The 15,180-nt window shown below is 71.3% G+C and carries 17 protein-coding genes and 1 pseudogene; 11 read left to right on the forward strand and 7 right to left on the reverse strand.

The window, feature by feature from the left end; all coding sequences use genetic code 11:
• Positions 1–43 precede the first annotated feature (43 nt).
• The 3 genes from F7R91_RS02165 to F7R91_RS02175 all read left to right on the forward strand — a co-directional run bounded on the left by F7R91_RS02165 (position 44) and on the right by F7R91_RS02175 (position 2,388).
• Positions 44–1,405, forward strand: coding sequence for a peptidase C39 family protein (locus F7R91_RS02165; protein WP_150943794.1), 1,362 nt, complete (start codon positions 44–46; stop codon positions 1,403–1,405).
• 118 nt (positions 1,406–1,523) lie between these two features.
• Positions 1,524–1,664: an SCO1431 family membrane protein gene (locus F7R91_RS02170; RefSeq protein WP_150943796.1), complete on the forward strand. Its 141-nt coding sequence runs from the start codon at positions 1,524–1,526 to the stop codon at positions 1,662–1,664.
• A 64-nt stretch (positions 1,665–1,728) separates the two neighbouring features.
• Complete coding sequence (locus F7R91_RS02175) at positions 1,729–2,388, forward strand: TetR/AcrR family transcriptional regulator (protein ID WP_150943798.1); 660 nt, start codon at positions 1,729–1,731, stop codon at positions 2,386–2,388.
• Between the two features lie 100 nt (positions 2,389–2,488).
• Here F7R91_RS02175 and F7R91_RS02180 read toward each other — a convergent pair whose 3' ends face one another.
• The gene (locus tag F7R91_RS02180) at positions 2,489–3,763 is read right to left on the reverse strand and encodes a glycoside hydrolase family 18 protein (protein ID WP_150943800.1); all 1,275 of its coding nucleotides are present in this window, start codon (positions 3,761–3,763) and stop codon (positions 2,489–2,491) included.
• 332 nt (positions 3,764–4,095) lie between these two features.
• On the opposite strand from F7R91_RS02180, the gene F7R91_RS02185 reads away from it, so the two are divergent.
• Positions 4,096–5,268 carry an acyl-CoA dehydrogenase family protein gene (locus F7R91_RS02185; protein ID WP_150943802.1) on the forward strand — a complete coding sequence of 391 codons (1,173 nt, stop codon included), beginning with the start codon at positions 4,096–4,098 and terminating at the stop codon, positions 5,266–5,268.
• Here the strand turns inward: F7R91_RS02185 and F7R91_RS44190 are convergent.
• Positions 5,231–5,482, reverse strand: coding sequence for a hypothetical protein (locus tag F7R91_RS44190; RefSeq protein WP_150943804.1), 252 nt, complete (start codon positions 5,480–5,482; stop codon positions 5,231–5,233). The genes F7R91_RS02185 and F7R91_RS44190 overlap by 38 nt on opposite strands.
• Positions 5,483–5,639: 157 nt before the next feature.
• On the opposite strand from F7R91_RS44190, the pseudogene F7R91_RS02195 reads away from it, so the two are divergent.
• The 3 genes and pseudogenes from F7R91_RS02195 to F7R91_RS43975 all read left to right on the forward strand — a co-directional run.
• Positions 5,640–5,927: pseudogene (locus F7R91_RS02195) on the forward strand (hypothetical protein); the annotation flags it as partial.
• Positions 5,928–6,142: 215 nt separating this feature from the next.
• The gene (locus F7R91_RS43970) at positions 6,143–6,328 is read left to right on the forward strand and encodes a protein kinase family protein (RefSeq protein WP_331000522.1); all 186 of its coding nucleotides are present in this window, start codon (positions 6,143–6,145) and stop codon (positions 6,326–6,328) included.
• 33 nt (positions 6,329–6,361) lie between these two features.
• Positions 6,362–6,838 (forward strand): protein kinase family protein, encoded by a 477-nt coding sequence (locus F7R91_RS43975; protein WP_331000523.1) that lies wholly within the window; start codon positions 6,362–6,364, stop codon positions 6,836–6,838.
• On the opposite strand, the gene F7R91_RS02205 is transcribed toward F7R91_RS43975, so the two are convergent.
• On the reverse strand, positions 6,742–7,176 hold the full coding sequence (locus F7R91_RS02205; protein WP_150943806.1) for a hypothetical protein: 435 nt from the start codon (positions 7,174–7,176) through the stop codon (positions 6,742–6,744). The genes F7R91_RS43975 and F7R91_RS02205 overlap by 97 nt on opposite strands.
• A gap of 268 nt (positions 7,177–7,444) precedes the next feature.
• Here F7R91_RS02205 and F7R91_RS02210 point away from each other — a divergent pair, with 268 nt between their 5' ends.
• The 4 genes from F7R91_RS02210 (at position 7,445) to fxsA (ending at position 11,570) form a co-directional block, all read left to right on the forward strand.
• Positions 7,445–7,885 carry an Lrp/AsnC family transcriptional regulator gene (locus F7R91_RS02210; RefSeq protein WP_150943808.1) on the forward strand — a complete coding sequence of 147 codons (441 nt, stop codon included), beginning with the start codon at positions 7,445–7,447 and terminating at the stop codon, positions 7,883–7,885.
• A gap of 47 nt (positions 7,886–7,932) precedes the next feature.
• Positions 7,933–9,546, forward strand: coding sequence for an amidohydrolase (locus tag F7R91_RS02215; RefSeq protein WP_150943810.1), 1,614 nt, complete (start codon positions 7,933–7,935; stop codon positions 9,544–9,546).
• Between the two features lie 537 nt (positions 9,547–10,083).
• Entirely contained in the window at positions 10,084–10,887 is an 804-nt protein-coding gene (locus F7R91_RS02220; protein ID WP_150943811.1) for a polyprenol monophosphomannose synthase, read from the forward strand.
• A 122-nt stretch (positions 10,888–11,009) separates the two neighbouring features.
• Entirely contained in the window at positions 11,010–11,570 is a 561-nt protein-coding gene (fxsA, locus tag F7R91_RS02225) for an FxsA family membrane protein (RefSeq protein ID WP_150943813.1), read from the forward strand.
• 119 nt (positions 11,571–11,689) lie between these two features.
• Here fxsA and F7R91_RS02230 read toward each other — a convergent pair whose 3' ends face one another.
• The 4 genes from F7R91_RS02230 to yczE form a co-directional block, all read right to left on the reverse strand.
• Positions 11,690–12,064 carry an RNA polymerase-binding protein RbpA gene (locus F7R91_RS02230; protein ID WP_150943815.1) on the reverse strand — a complete coding sequence of 125 codons (375 nt, stop codon included), beginning with the start codon at positions 12,062–12,064 and terminating at the stop codon, positions 11,690–11,692.
• A gap of 255 nt (positions 12,065–12,319) precedes the next feature.
• Positions 12,320–13,672: an MFS transporter gene (locus F7R91_RS02235; RefSeq protein WP_150943817.1), complete on the reverse strand. Its 1,353-nt coding sequence runs from the start codon at positions 13,670–13,672 to the stop codon at positions 12,320–12,322.
• A gap of 52 nt (positions 13,673–13,724) precedes the next feature.
• Positions 13,725–14,492, reverse strand: coding sequence for a glycerophosphodiester phosphodiesterase (locus F7R91_RS02240; protein ID WP_150943819.1), 768 nt, complete (start codon positions 14,490–14,492; stop codon positions 13,725–13,727).
• Entirely contained in the window at positions 14,489–15,142 is a 654-nt protein-coding gene (gene yczE / locus F7R91_RS02245; protein ID WP_150943821.1) for a membrane protein YczE, read from the reverse strand. Before yczE ends, F7R91_RS02240 begins: the two co-directional genes overlap by 4 nt.
• Positions 15,143–15,180 lie beyond the last annotated feature (38 nt).

Consider the following 15,180-nt stretch of genomic DNA (forward strand, 5'->3'; position numbering starts at 1 on the left):
ACTGGACCTGCCCCGACTCGGACACCTGGGGGTCATTCCGCCCATGAGCAGATCCGAACAGCCGTCCCGTAGAACCGTCCTTGCCGCCGCCGTCGCCGCGGCGGTGACCAGCAGCGCGGCCCCGGCGGCCGCCGACACCGCGGCCGACGCCGTGGACTTGGCGCAGGTGCCGTCCCGCCCGGTCGACAACCGTGCCTGGATCACCTGCGCCGACTGGTTAAGCGGTGCGAGAAACGGCACCCGAGCGGTCGCGGGCGCCCGCCCCGGCCTCGTCCTCGGCACCCCGGCCGGCACCGCCGACTACACCGACCCGCACACCGGCACCACCGCCGCCTGGGAGTACGGAACCTGGACGTCCCCCGTCCACGGGCTCACCGTCCCCTCCACCGAGGCGGTCGCCTCCTGGAACGCACACACCCCGGCCGGCACGTGGCTCCAGGTCGAGCTGACCGGCACGTACTCCGACGGCACGAACACGCCCTGGTACGTGATGGGCCGCTGGGCGGTCGGCGACCAGGACATCAGGCGGACCTCCGTCGACGACCAGACGGACGGCAGGAGCACCGTCTGGACGGACACCTTCGCCATCGACGACGCCACGACCGGCCTGCGCCTGACCTCGTACCGTCTGCGGCTGACCCTCTACCGCAGGCCCGGCACACAGCTCACGCCCACCGTCTGGCGGCTCGGTGCGATGGGCTCCGACATCCCCGGCCGGTTCACGGTCCCGGCCTCCACCCCGGGCCTCGCCCGGGAGCTGATCGTCCCGCGCTACTCCCAGGAGATCCACGCCGGCCAGTACCCCGAGTACGACAACGGCGGCGAGGCCTGGTGCAGCCCCACCTCCTCGCAGATGATCATCGAGTACTGGGGCGGCCGGCTCACCCCGGAACAGCTGGCCTGGGTCGACCCGGCCTACGCCGACCCACAGGTGTGCCACGCGGCCCGGTACACCTACGACTACCAGTACGCCGGCTGCGGCAACTGGCCGTTCAACGCCGCCTACGCGGCCACCTTCCCGGACCTCCAGGGCGTGGTCACCCGGCTCGGCTCGCTCACCGACCTGGAGACGCTGATCGCGGCCGGCATCCCGGCCATAACGTCCCAGTCGTTCCGCAAGGACGAGCTCACGGGGGCGGGCTACGGCACCGCGGGCCATCTGATGACGGTGATCGGCTTCACCGCGGACGGCGATGTGATCGCCAACGACCCGGCCTCCCCGAGCGACGTGGCCGTCCGGCGCGTCTACAACCGGCGCGAGTGGGAGAACATCTGGCTCAGAACCAAGCGGTACAACGCCTCCGGCAAGGTGGTCTCCGGTACCGGCGGTGTCTGCTACCTGTACTTCCCGGCACACCCGACCGCGCGCCGGCGCAAGGCGCTCGCGGCCGTGGGCGTGCGCTGAGCCCGCTCCGGGCGTGGGCCCGGAACGGCGAACGGAAGGCCCCCGGTGCGCCGGGGGCCTTCTCATGTGACCAACGTCTCCACCTCAAAAGCCGCTTCCGGTGGCAAGGTGGACAACCATGACCGCACACTCAGCCACCGCCTCCCGCCCCCGTACCGGCGGGCCCGAGGGCGACGGTCCGAAGGTCCTCGAGCACGTCATGGGATGGACCCTCGTCGTGGTGTTCGCGATGCTTGTGACCCAGCTCGGCCTGCTGTGACCTGATCCATACCGACCTGCCATACTGCGGGTGTCCCGCCGCCCGTTGGAGACCAGGGTCGAAATTGAATATCAGTCAGCAGCGCGCAGCTGTCCGCCCCCGGGCGCGCGGCACCGAGCGTTCGGCCGCCCGTCGCGCCGAACTCATCTCCATCGGGCGGAGGTTGTTCGCCGACACTTCGTACGACGCGCTCTCGATGGACGACATCGCCCGGCAGGCCCATGTCGCCAAGGGGCTGATCTACTACTACTTCCAGTCCAAGCGCGGCTACTACCTGGCGATAATCCAGGACTCCGTCGCCGACCTGGTCACCTACGCGGCGAGCGGACTCGAACTGCCCCCGGTGGACCGGGTCCACCGCACCATCGACAGCTATCTGCGCTACGCCGAGCACAACCAGGCCGCGTACCGCACGATCGTCAGCGGGGGAGTCGGCTTCGACACCGAGGTGCACGCCGTCCGGGACGGGGTGCGCGCGGCGATCGTCTCGACCATCGCCGAAGGGGCGTACGGGCGCGTCGACATCGCCCCGCTGGCCCGTATCGGCCTGCTCGCCTGGGTGTGCAGCGTCGAGGGCGCCACCCTCGACTGGATCGCCCGCCCCGAACTGTCCCGCGCCACCATGTGCGAGCTGCTGGTCAGGACGCTCGGCGGTACGATGCGCGCCATCGAGGAACTGGACCCCGCCCACCCGGCCCCGCGGCCGGCCCGCCGGGACGGCTGACGGCAGCGGCACCGGGGGCAGGACGACAGGGCAGCAGGACGACACGACGGCAAGGGGCGGAGGCTCGTGGTCCTCCGCCCCGAGTCCCCCGTGGGTCCCGTCAGTTGATCGCCCTGATCAGCTCACCATCGGCCGTGTCCCCGCTCAGCTCCCAGAAGAACGTGCCGCCCAGGCGCTGTGCCTTCTTGAACCTCATCTTCCCCTTGATGGTCTTGGGAGTGTCGTAACTCCACCAGTCGCTGCCGCACTTGGCGTACGCGGTGCCCCCGACGGTGCCGTTCGCCGGGCACTTGGTCTTCAGCACCTTGTAGTCCTCGAAGCCGTTCTCGTACGTCCCCGCCGCCGGACCGGTGGCCGTGCCGCCCGGCTTCGCCCGGGTGACGCCGGTCCAGCCGCGTCCGTAGAAGCCGATGCCGAGCAGCAGCTTCGAGGACGGGATGCCCAGGCTCCTGAGCTTGGCGATGGTGGCGGCGGTGTTGTAGCCCTCCGCCGGGATGCCCGGGTAGGAGGTCAGCGGGGAGTGCGGGGCTGTCGGGCCGGTGGCGGCCCAGGCGCCGAAGTAGTCGTAGGTCATGGGGTTGTACCAGTTGACGTACCGCGCCGCGCCCGCGTAGTCCGCCGCGTCGATCCTGCCGCCGCTGGAGGCGTCGGCCGTGATCGCCGCGGTGACCAGCGCCCGCTTGCCGAACGTGGCGCGCAGGGCCTTCATCACGTCCCGGAACGCCTCCCGCCCGCTGGTGTCGCAGGTCAGCCCGCAGGCGTTGGGGTACTCCCAGTCGATGTCGATGCCGTCGAAGACATCGGCCCACCGGGAGTTCTCGACCAGGTCGTGGCAGGACCGGGCGAAGGCCGCCGGGTCCTTGGCCGCCTCGCCGAAGCCGCCCGACCAGTTCCAGCCGCCGAACGACCAGATGACCTTGAGGTTCGGGTGCAGCTTCTTCAGCTTGCGCAGCTGGTTGAAGTTGCCGCTGAGCTGCTGCTCCGCGGTGTCGGCCGCGCCGTCCACGGACTGCTCCGCGGTGAACGGCTTGTCGGTGTCCGCCCAGGAGTCGCCGAGGGCGCACTTGCCGCCGGTGACATTGCCGAAGGCGTAGTTGATGTGGGTGAGCCTGTCCGCGGAGCCGGACGTCTCGATGTTCTTGACGTAGTACTCGCGGTCGTAGATGCCCCAGTCGGTGAAGTAGCCCACAACCTTGGAGCCGTGCGCACCGGGCGCGCCAGGCGCGCCGTGCGTCCCGGCTGCGGCGGAGCCGGGCTCGGTGGCGGTCGCGGTGCCCGCGCCGGCGAGCAGCGCGGCGCCGAGGGCGGCGCAGCAGCCGGCGGACACGGACGCCCGGAACCGGGAGCGGGGGCGGGGGCGGAGCGGGGTGTGCATCGGGTGTCTCCTCGCAGGACAGGGAGGGATCGCACGCCGATTGGCATGAACGCGGGGAGGCGTCGAACCGAAACCGTAGGAGGACTAGACCACTTGGTCAATGGTTCGGACCAATTCCGGCGCATTCGATCACGGTGGGAATTCACTGAAGTGAGCGGTCGTTAACTGGTGACTCGATGCGTCCGATCGGGCATACTCACAGCGCAGAGCCGCTGGTCAGCAGCTTCCGAGACCCGGGAGTGCGAGCATCGGCCAGCACCCTGTACGACCGGCGGAGCCGCCCCACAACGGGCCGCGTCCGCCAGTGCCCGAAAAGGGAGGAGAGCGTCGCCATGCCCGACCGCGCCCCGCAGCCGGTGGACCGTCAACTGCCCACGGACGAGGCCCGGGATCTGATCTCGCTCGTCCGCGACATCGCGCAGCGCGAGATCGCCCCGAAGGCGGCCGAGGAGGAGGACGCCGGACGCTTCCCGCGCGAGGTCTTCACCCTGCTCTCCGAATCGGGGCTGCTCGGCCTGCCGTACGACTCCGAGTACGGCGGCGGCGACCAGCCCTACGAGGTCTACCTCCAGGTGCTCGAAGAGCTCGCCGCGGTCCGGCTCACCGTCGGACTCGGTGTCAGCGTGCACACCCTGGCCTCCTACGGCCTCGCCGCCTACGGCACCAAGGAGCAGCAGGTCGAGCATCTGCCCGCGATGCTCGGCGGCGGCCTGCTCGGCGCGTACTGCCTCTCCGAGCCCTCGTCCGGTTCCGATGCCGCGTCCCTGCGCACGAAGGCCGTGCGGGAGGGCGACGATTGGGTGATCACGGGGACCAAGGCCTGGATCACGCACGGCGGCATCGCCGACTTCTACACGGTCATGGCACGTACCGGCGAGGAGGGTCCGCGCGGGATCACCGCCTTCCTGGTGCCCGGTGACGCGGCCGGCCTGGGCGGTGCGGTGCCCGAGAAGAAGATGGGCATGAAGGGCTCGCCCACCGCTCAGGTCCACTTCGACGGCGTCCGGGTCCCGGACGAGCGGCGCATCGGCGAGGAAGGCCAGGGCTTCGCGATCGCCCTGTCCGCGCTCGACTCCGGACGGCTCGGCATCGCGGCCTGTGCGATCGGACTGGCCCAGGCGGCGCTCGACGAGGCCGTCGCCTACGCCACCGGGCGGCGGCAGTTCGGGCGGCCGATCGCCGACTTCCAGGGGCTGCGCTTCATGCTCGCCGACATGGCGACCCAGATCGAGTCCGGCCGGGCGCTGTATCTGGCGGCGGCCCGGCTGCGGGACGCCGGGCGGCCCTTCGCCAAGCAGGCGGCCATGGCCAAGCTGCACTGCACCGACGCCGCGATGAAGGTGACCACCGACGCCGTCCAGATCCTCGGCGGGTACGGCTACACCGCGGACTTCCCGGTCGAGCGCTACATGCGCGAGGCCAAGGTCCTGCAGATCGTCGAGGGCACCAACCAGATCCAGCGGATGGTCATCGCCCGTCACCTCGCTGGTCCCGAGACGCGCTGAACTGGCCCAGTGTGACCAGGGGCGCCGCCAGCCGGACCCACTCCGGATCGTGGCGCCCCGGCAGGGTGCGGCCCCGGTCGGCCCAGGTGCGCATCAGGGCGCTGTAGATGGGCGGGTCCTGGGCCTGCGGCGGCGCCGGGGGCCGAACCGATTCTGCCGGCGCGGGCACGAACACCAGCCGCTGACGCCCGGTCGCTGTGTAGGTGGGGGTCATACCAGGGCAACGCGCCCGAGGGCGGACAGGTCACCGGTCGGCGGAATCGGGCGTGCGTTCCGGATGTCCCTCCCCGTATCCGGCCTCCGACGGCCGTGTGACGTACCGCCAGCCGAACGCCGTCAGGGAGGCCGACCATGCCCGATGACCGCCCCCGTGCGACGACCACCTGTTGTCGTACGACCTCACCTGGACCGCCGGCTCCCCCGCCCTCGGGGAACCCCACCACCTCCAGCGCCGCGGCGCCCGGCTCACCGCCGCCGAGTGGACCGGCACCCGCGACCGCAGCTGGGGGGTGCGGCCCCTGCCCGGCGAGGAGGGCGGGCGGTTCGTCGAGGAGCACCCGACCGAGGGCTTCCACTGGATCTGGTGCCCGGTCCGCTTCGAGGACCGCTTCCTGATGGTCATCACCCAGGAGGGCGCCGACGGTCACCGCTCCCTCAACATCGAGCACGGCTCGTTCGGGCGGCACGACCCGAGCGGCTTCACCGGTTTCGACTCGGTCGCACCGTAGGGGGCCGGCGACATGGCCACGGCACCCCGCCCGCGTACCAGCACCCGCGATCCGAAGGAGATCACGCGTCGGCTCACGGCCTGAGCTCGGCACCAGGCTGCCCGGGAGCCAAAGCCGTCGACGTCACCGTCCCCGCGTCCAACGGCATGTCCAGCGAGACCCTGCTCTTCGCGATCGAGCACCCCAACCGTCCCTGCGCGTTGCGGCTAGCCGCGGATCCGGCGGCGTACACCGTGTCCCCTTCGTACGACATGGCCCGTCAGTACCGCACGATGCGTCTGGTCGCCGAGCACTCGGACGTGCCCGTGCCGCGTGTGCTGTGGCTGGAGTAGGATCCCGGCCCACTCGGCGCGTCGTTCTTCGCCATGGAACGCGTGGAGGCGGCCACGATCGGTCTGTTGGCCGGGCTGCACGACCAAGTCCCGGAGAAGGAGGCCGGGTTTCTCACGCTTCCCGGTGAGGGGGACGCGCTGCGCCGCCATGTCACGGCTCAACGTGCCACTACGCATGGGTGGTTGACGATCTCGCCCGCTCGCCGCTCACCGCTCATCGAGGACGCCTTCCGGCGGCTGGAGGAACTCTGGCCGCGCGATGAGGGCGTCGCCAACTGTCAGGTGCACTTCGGTGAGGCCGCCGTCCCGCCGGATCCGGACACACTGATCCTGCACCACGGCAGCCTGCGAGCCATGGTGCAGGGCAGCTACTGGGACCGGGACAGGTCGCAGGAGAAGGGCGAGCGTGCCGCTCAGGCGGCCTGGCGCCGCATGGCGGGAACCCTGATGGGGCGTGAGCCCGGGCCGCCGACGTGCGAGAAGGGCTGCATCCGCCAGTCGAGTCCCTGAGGGAGCGTCAACAGCAGGGCGGTGTCCTGCTCCTGGGGCTTCATCGACGCGTCGGCGGGGCGGGCGTCGGCGGCACCACGGCCCGTGCCGGGGCAGACCGTGAGCCCGAACGGGTTCCACGGAGAGGCGCACAGCGCGTGCTCGGGCAGGACGTCCTCGTCCGCCAGCAGGGCGATGGGCTGCGCGCAGTCCGGGCAGGTCACCCGGTACATCTCGAAGGTGTCGTACGCGTCGGGTTCGTCGTCGAAGGCGTCGGGTTCGACGCCCTCCGGCTCGGGCTCGACGACCGGCTGGAGCCGCTTGGGCGCGGTACGACCAGGGCGCTTAAGACTCTGCATGGGATTCTCCCCCTCGGGCTGGGCCGTGAAGGCTCTGCGGCCTCGACCACAGCAAGCACTTCCCGCCACGTCCCGACGGTAATCACGAGACCATCCCGCAGGCCTTCCATGGCGTGTGGCGTTCGTCACATGCCATGCGCAGGTGCTCATGGCGGCCCGGCCGTCCCCCGGACGGCTCGCAGGCCGCACTCGTCCGCATCACGAACCGGGTATGACCTGCGCTGCTCGGGTATCCGAGGCGATCAGGCGCACTGTAGGTTCTTGCGCCATGGAGGAGCTCGACCGACAGATCGTGCAGCTGCTCGTCAAGGACGGGCGGATGAGCTACACAGACCTGGGCAAGGCCACGGGGCTGTCCACGTCGGCCGTGCACCAGCGGGTGCGCCGGCTGGAGCAGCGCGGTGTGATCCGCGGCTATGCCGCGGTCGTCGACCCCGAAGCCGTGGGGCTGCCCATGACCGCCTTCATCTCGGTGAAGCCGTTCGACCCGAGCGCCCCCGACGACATAGCGGACCGGCTCGCCGACGTCCCCGAGATCGAGGCCTGCCACAGCGTCGCGGGCGACGAGAACTACATCCTCAAGGTGCGCGTGGCCACCCCGCACGAACTGGAGGAACTGCTCGCCCGGCTGCGCTCGCTGGCCGGGGTCTCCACGCGCACGACGGTGGTGCTGTCGACGCCGTACGAGGCACGACCCCCGCGGATCTGACCCACCTGCGTGCCGGGCGGCTCGGGCGAGGCGCGAGACTGTTCCCCATGAGTGAGCGCACCCCCGAGCCGAAGACCGTCCTGCTCCGCCGTGGCGAGGTCCACAGCCCCGCCGACCCGTTCGCGACGGCGATGGTCGTGGAGCGCGGACATGTCGCCTGGGTCGGCTCCGAGGGCGCCGCCGAGGCCTTCGCGGAGGGTGTCGACGAGGTGATCGACCTCGACGGAGCCCTCGTCACCCCCGCGTTCACCGACGCACATGTGCACACCACCGCCACCGGTCTCGCCCTGACCGGCCTCGACCTGTCCGGCGCCGCCTCCCTGGAGGAGGCCCTCGTCCTCGTCCGGGACTTCGCCGCCGCCCGGCCCGCCGACCGCGTGCTGCTCGGTCACGGCTGGGACGCCGCGCGCTGGCCCGGCGGGCGCCCGCCGACGCGCGCCGAGCTCGACCGGGCCACCGGCGGACGCCCCTTGTACCTCAGCCGGATCGACGTCCACTCGGCGGTCGTCACCACGGCGCTCATCGACAGGGTCCCCGGGGAGCTGCCCCGCGCGGACGCTCCCCTCACCAGCGACGCCCACCACGCCGTACGCGCCGCGGCCTTCGCCGCCGTCACGGCCCCACAGCGCACCGAGGCCCAGCGCTCGGCGCTCGCACAGGCCGCCTCCCTCGGCATCGGCACCGTCCACGAGTGCGGCGGCCCGGAGATCTCCTCGGAGGACGACTTCACCGGCCTGCTGCGGCTCGCGGGCGAGGCTCCGGGCCCGCGCGTGGTCGGCTACTGGGCCGAGCAGGGCGACAAGGGTGTCGACAAGGCGCGCGAGCTCGGCGCGGCCGGCGCGGCGGGAGACCTGTTCGTCGACGGCGCCCTCGGCTCCCACACCGCCTGCCTGCACCAGCCGTACGCCGACGCCGGCCACACGGGCACCGCCTACCTGGACGCGGCCGCCGTCGCCGCCCACGTGGTCGCCTGCACCGAGGCGGGCCTCCAGGCGGGCTTCCACGCGATCGGTGACGCCGCCGTGACGGCCGTGGTGGAGGGCGTGCGCGCCGCCGCCGAGAAGACCGGCCTCGCCCGGGTCCGCGCCGCCCGCCACCGTGTCGAGCACGCCGAGATGCTGACCCCCGAGACGGTCGCGGCCTTCGCGGAGCTCGGTCTGACCGCTTCCGTCCAGCCCGCCTTCGACGCGCTGTGGGGCGGTGAGGAGGGCATGTACGCCCAGCGCCTGGGCGGCGAGCGGGCCCGCACGCTCAACCCCTTCGCGGCCCTGCTGCGCGCGGGCGTCCCGCTCGCCTTCGGCTCCGACAGCCCGGTCACTCCCCTCGACCCGTGGGGCACCATCCGCGCGGCCGCCTTCCATCGCACCCCCGAGCACCGCGTCTCCGTGCGCGCCGCGTTCACCGCCCACACGCGCGGCGGCTGGCGGGCCGTCGGCCGGGACGATGCGGGCATCCTGGTGCCGGGCGCGCCCGCGGACTACGCGGTGTGGCACACCGGTGAGCTGGTCGTCCAGGCCCCGGACGACCGGGTCGCCCGCTGGTCGACCGACCCCCGCTCCGGCACCCCCGGCCTGCCCGATCTGACCCCGGGCCGCGACCTCCCGGTCTGCCTGCGCACCGTGGTGGGCGGGCGAACGGTTTTCGTACGGCCGGGCGAGTGATCTCCCGGGGTGGCGCGGTGCGGATCCACCGTCACCGCCCCGTCGCGCGACCTGCGCATCCTCTGCGCTGATCAGGTCTTTGGATAGATATCCGCAGGTCAAACGGCTGTTGACAGGCGGCGGCAGGGGGCCGGTAGGTTCGGCCGAGTCCACCACCGGACGCCCGACCGGGGAACGTCCGCCCACTCGCCGCAGCGCCGCTGGGTCAGGGACGGTGTGCCGCACCGGGGCACCGTCACTGGGAGCCAGGCTCAGCGCCCGCGCCGCGTCGAGGGAGCGTTCCGGCCGGCCGGGGAGGTGTGACCCGGGTGGGGCCCGGACGCTCAGTAGACAACGGCTTTCGGTCGACCCGCAGCCAGCGGGTCCCAGGTCGGCCCGAAGGGCGCCGGGCCTCCATCCGCAGGACGAACCGCGGTCGAAGCGTGCATTCCTACCCCGCTCTTGCGGAAACGACACCACCGTACGAACGTCCTGTCATGTCGGCGCAGGCAGCGGCCACTATGGTGGACCCCTGCGGACCGATGTGAAGGGGCAGCAGTGAACGACGGTGACGGGACCCTCGGGGCACAGGCCCAAGGGAGACGGTTCGGCCCGCTCGGCACGGCGTTGGTGATCATCCCGACCTACAACGAGGCGGAGAACATCAAGGCGATCGTCGGCCGGGTGCGCAAAGCGGTCCCCGAGGCGCACGTGCTCGTGGCCGACGACAACAGCCCCGACGGCACCGGCAAGCTCGCCGACGAACTCGCCGCCGGCGACGACCAGGTCCAGGTGCTGCACCGCAAGGGCAAGGAGGGCCTCGGCGCCGCCTACCTCGCGGGCTTCCGCTGGGGCATGGACAACGGCTACGGCGTCCTGATCGAGATGGACGCCGACGGCTCCCACCAGCCCGAGGAACTGCCCCGTCTGCTGACCGCGCTCAAGGGTGCCGACCTGGTCCTCGGCTCCCGCTGGGTGCCGGGGGGCCGGGTCGTGAACTGGCCGAAGTCCCGCGAGCTCATCTCCCGCGGCGGCAGCCTCTACTCACGTCTCGCCCTCGACCTGCCGCTGCGCGACATCACCGGCGGCTACCGCGCCTTCCGCCGCGAGACCCTCGAAGGGCTCGGCCTCGACGACGTCGCCTCCCAGGGCTACTGCTTCCAGGTCGACCTCGCCCGCCGCGCGGTGAGGGCCGGCTACCACGTCGTCGAGGTGCCCATCACGTTCGTCGAGCGCGAGCTCGGTGACTCCAAGATGAGCCGGGACATCCTCGTGGAAGCCCTGTGGCGGGTCACGACCTGGGGCGTGGGGGAGCGGTTCGGCAAGATAACCGGCCGCGGCGGCAGGTCGTCGCCGCGGTGACACAGCACTGACAGCCGTGCGGGCACGGCCGGGGGGACACCGCTGACCGGCCCCTTGTCCCTCTTGTCCCGCACAGAGCCGGACTTATCCCGCACTGAGCCGGACCCATGCACACTTGAGGCATGACGACTGGCGCTTCGACCCCCACGCACCCCGCCCGGCCCCGGCGCTCCCGGCTGCGGACCTTCCTGCCGCTCGGCATCGCCGCCTGGCTGGTGCTGGAGATCTGGCTGCTGACCGTGGTCGCGGGCGCCTCGAACGGATTCGTGGTCTTCCTGCTGCTGCTCGCCGGATTCGTGCTCGGCGCGGTGGTGATCAAGCGGGCGGGCCGACGCGCCTTCCAGAATCTCAACGAGGCGTTGCAGCGGGGCGAGGCCCCCTCGGACTCGCGCGGCGGCGGCAACGGGCTGATGATGCTGGGCGGTCTGCTCCTCATGCTGCCCGGCCTGGTCTCGGACGCCGTGGGCCTGCTGCTCCTGGTCCCCCCGGTCCAGAAGGCCGTGAGCCGGTATGCGGAACGCACCTTCGAGCGCAAGCTGCGCGCGGCCGCCCCGGGCACCCTGGGCGATGCGTTCCAGCAGGTCCGGATCCACCGTCCCGACGGGAAGGTGGTGCAGGGCGAGGTCATCAGGGACGAGCCGGGCGACACCCCGCAGGACCCTCGGCCGCCGCTGACACGCTGAGCTCCGCCCGCGAACGGCCGAGCTCCGCCTCCGGACACACGAGACCGCGGGCCCCGTACCTCACGTACGGAGCCCGCGGTCTCGTGCTTGTGTCGTGTTCCGCCCGACCCGCCGAGGAACTAAGCCGACTTGCGGCTGTCCCGCGGATGCACCGCGATGTTCATCGCACCGGAGCGGAGAACGGCCAGACGCTCCTCGAGGACCTCTTCGAGTTCCTCACGGGTGCGCCGCTCCATCAGCATGTCCCAATGCGTACGCGCGGGCTTGGCCTTCTTCTCTTCAGGGCCGTCGCCGTCCACAAGGAGTGCCGTGGCCCCGCAGACCTTGCACTCCCACTCCGGCGGGATCTCCGCCTCGACCGAGAAGGGCATCTCGAACCGGTGCCCCTTCTCGCATGCGTACTCCACGGCCTGGCGCGGGGCCAGGTCGATGCCGCGGTCCGTCTCGTAGCTGGTCACCACGAGGCGCGTGCCGCGAAGAGCTCGCTCACTCATGAATCGTGCCTCCCGGGCTTGTCGCCCACAGGACAGGTGTCGCTGTCGTCGTCATCCGGTCAACGTCCGGTCGGCGGTAAAGATTCCCGTTCCGGGTCATGCGTCGCCGTCGTAGCCGCCCCTTGTTGTACCCACCAGCGCCCGGTTTGTCACATCTGCTAGCAGATGTCACCCAGCGTTTCGGCATCTTTGACGCGCAGTAACGGTACGCCTGGCAGGCCAAACGCGTACACTACAGCCCTTTCGTGTTGAACGCTAAATCCTTTCGGGAACCGGATTGCCCGCGGCGCCGATCGCCCGCCGCACCGGAACCCGCGCGAGCAGCACGAACCCGATGACGAAGAAGGCCACCAGCGAGATGATCGCGTCCCGATAACTGCCGGTCAGCTGGTAGGTGACCCCGAACAGCAGTGGGCCGAGCCAGCTCATGCCGCGGTCGCTCATCTCGTACGCCGAGAAGTACTCGGCCTCCTTGCCGGGCGGCACGAGGTGCGAGAACAGGGACCGGGACAGGGCCTGGCTGCCGCCGAGGACGAGTCCGATCCCGGCGGCGAGGACGAAGAACCAGACCGGCGCCCCGGCGGGCAGGAAGTACCCGGCCCCGAGCGTCACCGTCCAGGCGATCAGCGAACCGAGGATCGTGCGCTTCGCGCCGTACACCTTCGCCAGCCGGCCCATGCCCAGCGCCCCCGCCACCGCGAGCACCTGGACCAGCAGCACGGCGCCGATGAGGGTCGACTGCCCGAGTCCCAGCTCCTCGGAACCGTAGACGGAGGCCTGGGAGATCACCGTCTGGATGCCGTCGTTGTAGATCAGGTAGGCCAGGAGGAAGGCGAGGGTCAGCGGGTGGCGGCGCATGTCCCGGAGGGTCGCGGCGAGCTGCCGGAACGCGGGGGCGGACTGCTCCGTCGTCGCGGTGCGGCGGTCGCGGAGCCGGCGCAGCGGCACCAGGGTGAAGGCACCCCACCACAGTCCGGCCGACGCCAGACAGATGCGGACCGCCTCTCCCTCCGAGAGGCCGAAGGTGTCGTGGGCGGTGTACAGGACCAGATTCACGACCAGGACCAGCGACCCCGCCGCATAGCCGAAGGCCCAGCCCCGGGAGGAGACCGCGTCGCGCTCCTCCGGCGGGGCGATCTGCGGCAGATAGGAGTTGTAGAGCATCGTCCCGACGGACTGGGCGGCGTTGGCGACGACCAGCAGCACGCCGCCGAGCAGATAGCGGTCGCCGTCGAGGAAGAACATGCCGGTGGTCGCCGCGGCCCCCGTATAGGCGGCGGCCGCCAGGAGGGGCTTCTTGCGCCCGCTCCGGTCGGCGGCCGCGCCCACCAGGGGCATCACGATCACGGCCACGATCACCGACAGGCTCACCGCGTACGCGAAGAAGGACCCGGCGCGCACCGGGATCCCCAGCGGATGCACAAACCCGTCGGCGTCCGCCGCCTTGGCGACCGAGGTCAGATAGGGACCCAGGAACACGGTGAGCACGCTCGTCGAGTAGACGGAGCACGCCCAGTCGTAGAAGTACCAGCCGCGCTGTTCGCGCCGCCGCTGGGCGATCTCGCCGGCCTCGTCGGCCGAACCCGCCCGCACGGTGTCGGTGCCCACCCGTGCCCTCGCTTCCCCGTGAAGGTGCCGCGCGAAGGCGTTCGCTCAGGGGTCAGACCCAGACGCCCCGTTCTTCCATGACCTTGCGCAACGTGTCGATGTGATCGGTCATGATGCCATCGACTCCCAGGTCGAGCAGCCGGTGCATGCGCTCGGGTTCGTTGATCGTCCACACATGCACCTGGAGCCCGCGCGCGTGGGCGGTGCGGATGAAGCGGTGGTCCACCACCTGGATACCGGACTGGGACTCGGGCACCTGGGCGGCGACCGCGGAGCCGCGCAGCGCGGCCGGCACGCCCCACGAGCGCAGCCGGAGGTTGAGCACGCCCCGGGTGCCGTACGACGTCGCCAGGCGCGGCCCCGCCAGATGCTGGGCGCGGACCACGCGCGCCTCGGAGAACGAGCCGACGCAGATCCGGTCCCAGGCGTTCGTGCGCTCGATCAGGTCGAGCAGGGGGTGGAGTGCGGGCTCCGCCTTGATGTCGATGTTCCAGCGCACCTCGGGGAAGCTCTCCAGGAGCTCCTCGAAGAGGGGCACCGGCTCCTTGCCCGCCACGCGCGCGTGCCGCACGTCCTTCCAGGGCAGGTCGGCTATCCGGCCCGCCCCGTCCGTCACCCGGTCCAGCGTCGAGTCGTGGAACGCGACCAGCTTCCCGTCCGCGGTCGAGTGGACGTCGGTCTCGATGTACCGGTATCCCGCCTGGACCGCACGCCGGAACTGCAGCTCGGTGTTCTCCAGCCCGTCCGCCGCACCGCCCCGGTGGGCGAAGGGGATGGGGCCGGGATGGTCGAGGTAGGGGTGGCGTATACGCGTGGTCACCGTCGAAGTATCGCTCGCTCCGGTGGCCCGGCGGCAACGACCGTGCTGCCGCGGGATGCCGACGGGACGGCGAACAGCCGCAGGAAGAGCTGGGCGAGCGGGCCGATCGAGAGCGCGTACAGAAGGGTGCCGGCGCCGATGGTGCCGCCGAGGACGAAGCCGGTGACCACGACCGCGAACTCGACGACGGTCCGCATCAGCCGGATCGAGCGGCCGGTGCGCCGGTGCAGTCCGGTCATCAGCCCGTCGCGTGGGCCCGGACCGAAGCGGGCGGCGATGTACAGGCCGGTGGCCACGCCGTTGAGCAGGATGCCGGCGAGGAGAAGCGCAATCCGTACGGCCAGGGTGTGCGCCTCCGGGACGGCGGCGAGGGTGCCGTCCATGGCGATCCCGACCACGAAGACGTTGGAGACCGTGCCCAGGCCCGGCCGCTGGCGCAGGGGGATCCACAGGAGCAGCACTGCCGCGCCCACGATGATCGAGACGACGCCGATCGTCAGGCCGGTCAGTTCGGCCAGTCCCTGGTGCAGCACGTTCCAGGGTTCGAGACCGAGGCCCGCGTCCACGAGCAGGGCCGAACTCGCTCCGTAGAGCGCCAGGCCGACGTACAGCTGGATCAACCGCCGCCCGATGCGGCTGGGTTCGGACAAGACATGCCCCCGGTGGTCGTAGTGGCCTGGTTCATGAC

This window comes from Streptomyces luteolifulvus, assembly GCF_008806595.1.
Taxonomy (GTDB): domain Bacteria; phylum Actinomycetota; class Actinomycetes; order Streptomycetales; family Streptomycetaceae; genus Streptomyces; species Streptomyces luteolifulvus.

What these genes read in the sequence shown, in the direction of transcription:
- F7R91_RS02230 (WP_150943815.1), bottom strand. Translation starts at nt 12,064, where the DNA reads ATGAGTGAGCGAGCTCTTCGCGGCACGCGCCTCGTGGTGACCAGCTAC.
- F7R91_RS43975 (WP_331000523.1), top strand. Translation starts at nt 6,362, where the DNA reads ATGGAACGCGTGGAGGCGGCCACGATCGGTCTGTTGGCCGGGCTGCAC.
- F7R91_RS02205 (WP_150943806.1), bottom strand. Translation starts at nt 7,176, where the DNA reads ATGCAGAGTCTTAAGCGCCCTGGTCGTACCGCGCCCAAGCGGCTCCAG.
- F7R91_RS02215 (WP_150943810.1), top strand. Translation starts at nt 7,933, where the DNA reads ATGAGTGAGCGCACCCCCGAGCCGAAGACCGTCCTGCTCCGCCGTGGC.
- fxsA (WP_150943813.1), top strand. Translation starts at nt 11,010, where the DNA reads ATGACGACTGGCGCTTCGACCCCCACGCACCCCGCCCGGCCCCGGCGC.
- F7R91_RS43970 (WP_331000522.1), top strand. Translation starts at nt 6,143, where the DNA reads ATGTCCAGCGAGACCCTGCTCTTCGCGATCGAGCACCCCAACCGTCCC.
- F7R91_RS02210 (WP_150943808.1), top strand. Translation starts at nt 7,445, where the DNA reads ATGGAGGAGCTCGACCGACAGATCGTGCAGCTGCTCGTCAAGGACGGG.
- F7R91_RS02165 (WP_150943794.1), top strand. Translation starts at nt 44, where the DNA reads ATGAGCAGATCCGAACAGCCGTCCCGTAGAACCGTCCTTGCCGCCGCC.
- F7R91_RS02180 (WP_150943800.1), bottom strand. Translation starts at nt 3,763, where the DNA reads ATGCACACCCCGCTCCGCCCCCGCCCCCGCTCCCGGTTCCGGGCGTCC.
- F7R91_RS02170 (WP_150943796.1), top strand. Translation starts at nt 1,524, where the DNA reads ATGACCGCACACTCAGCCACCGCCTCCCGCCCCCGTACCGGCGGGCCC.
- F7R91_RS02185 (WP_150943802.1), top strand. Translation starts at nt 4,096, where the DNA reads ATGCCCGACCGCGCCCCGCAGCCGGTGGACCGTCAACTGCCCACGGAC.
- F7R91_RS44190 (WP_150943804.1), bottom strand. Translation starts at nt 5,482, where the DNA reads ATGACCCCCACCTACACAGCGACCGGGCGTCAGCGGCTGGTGTTCGTG.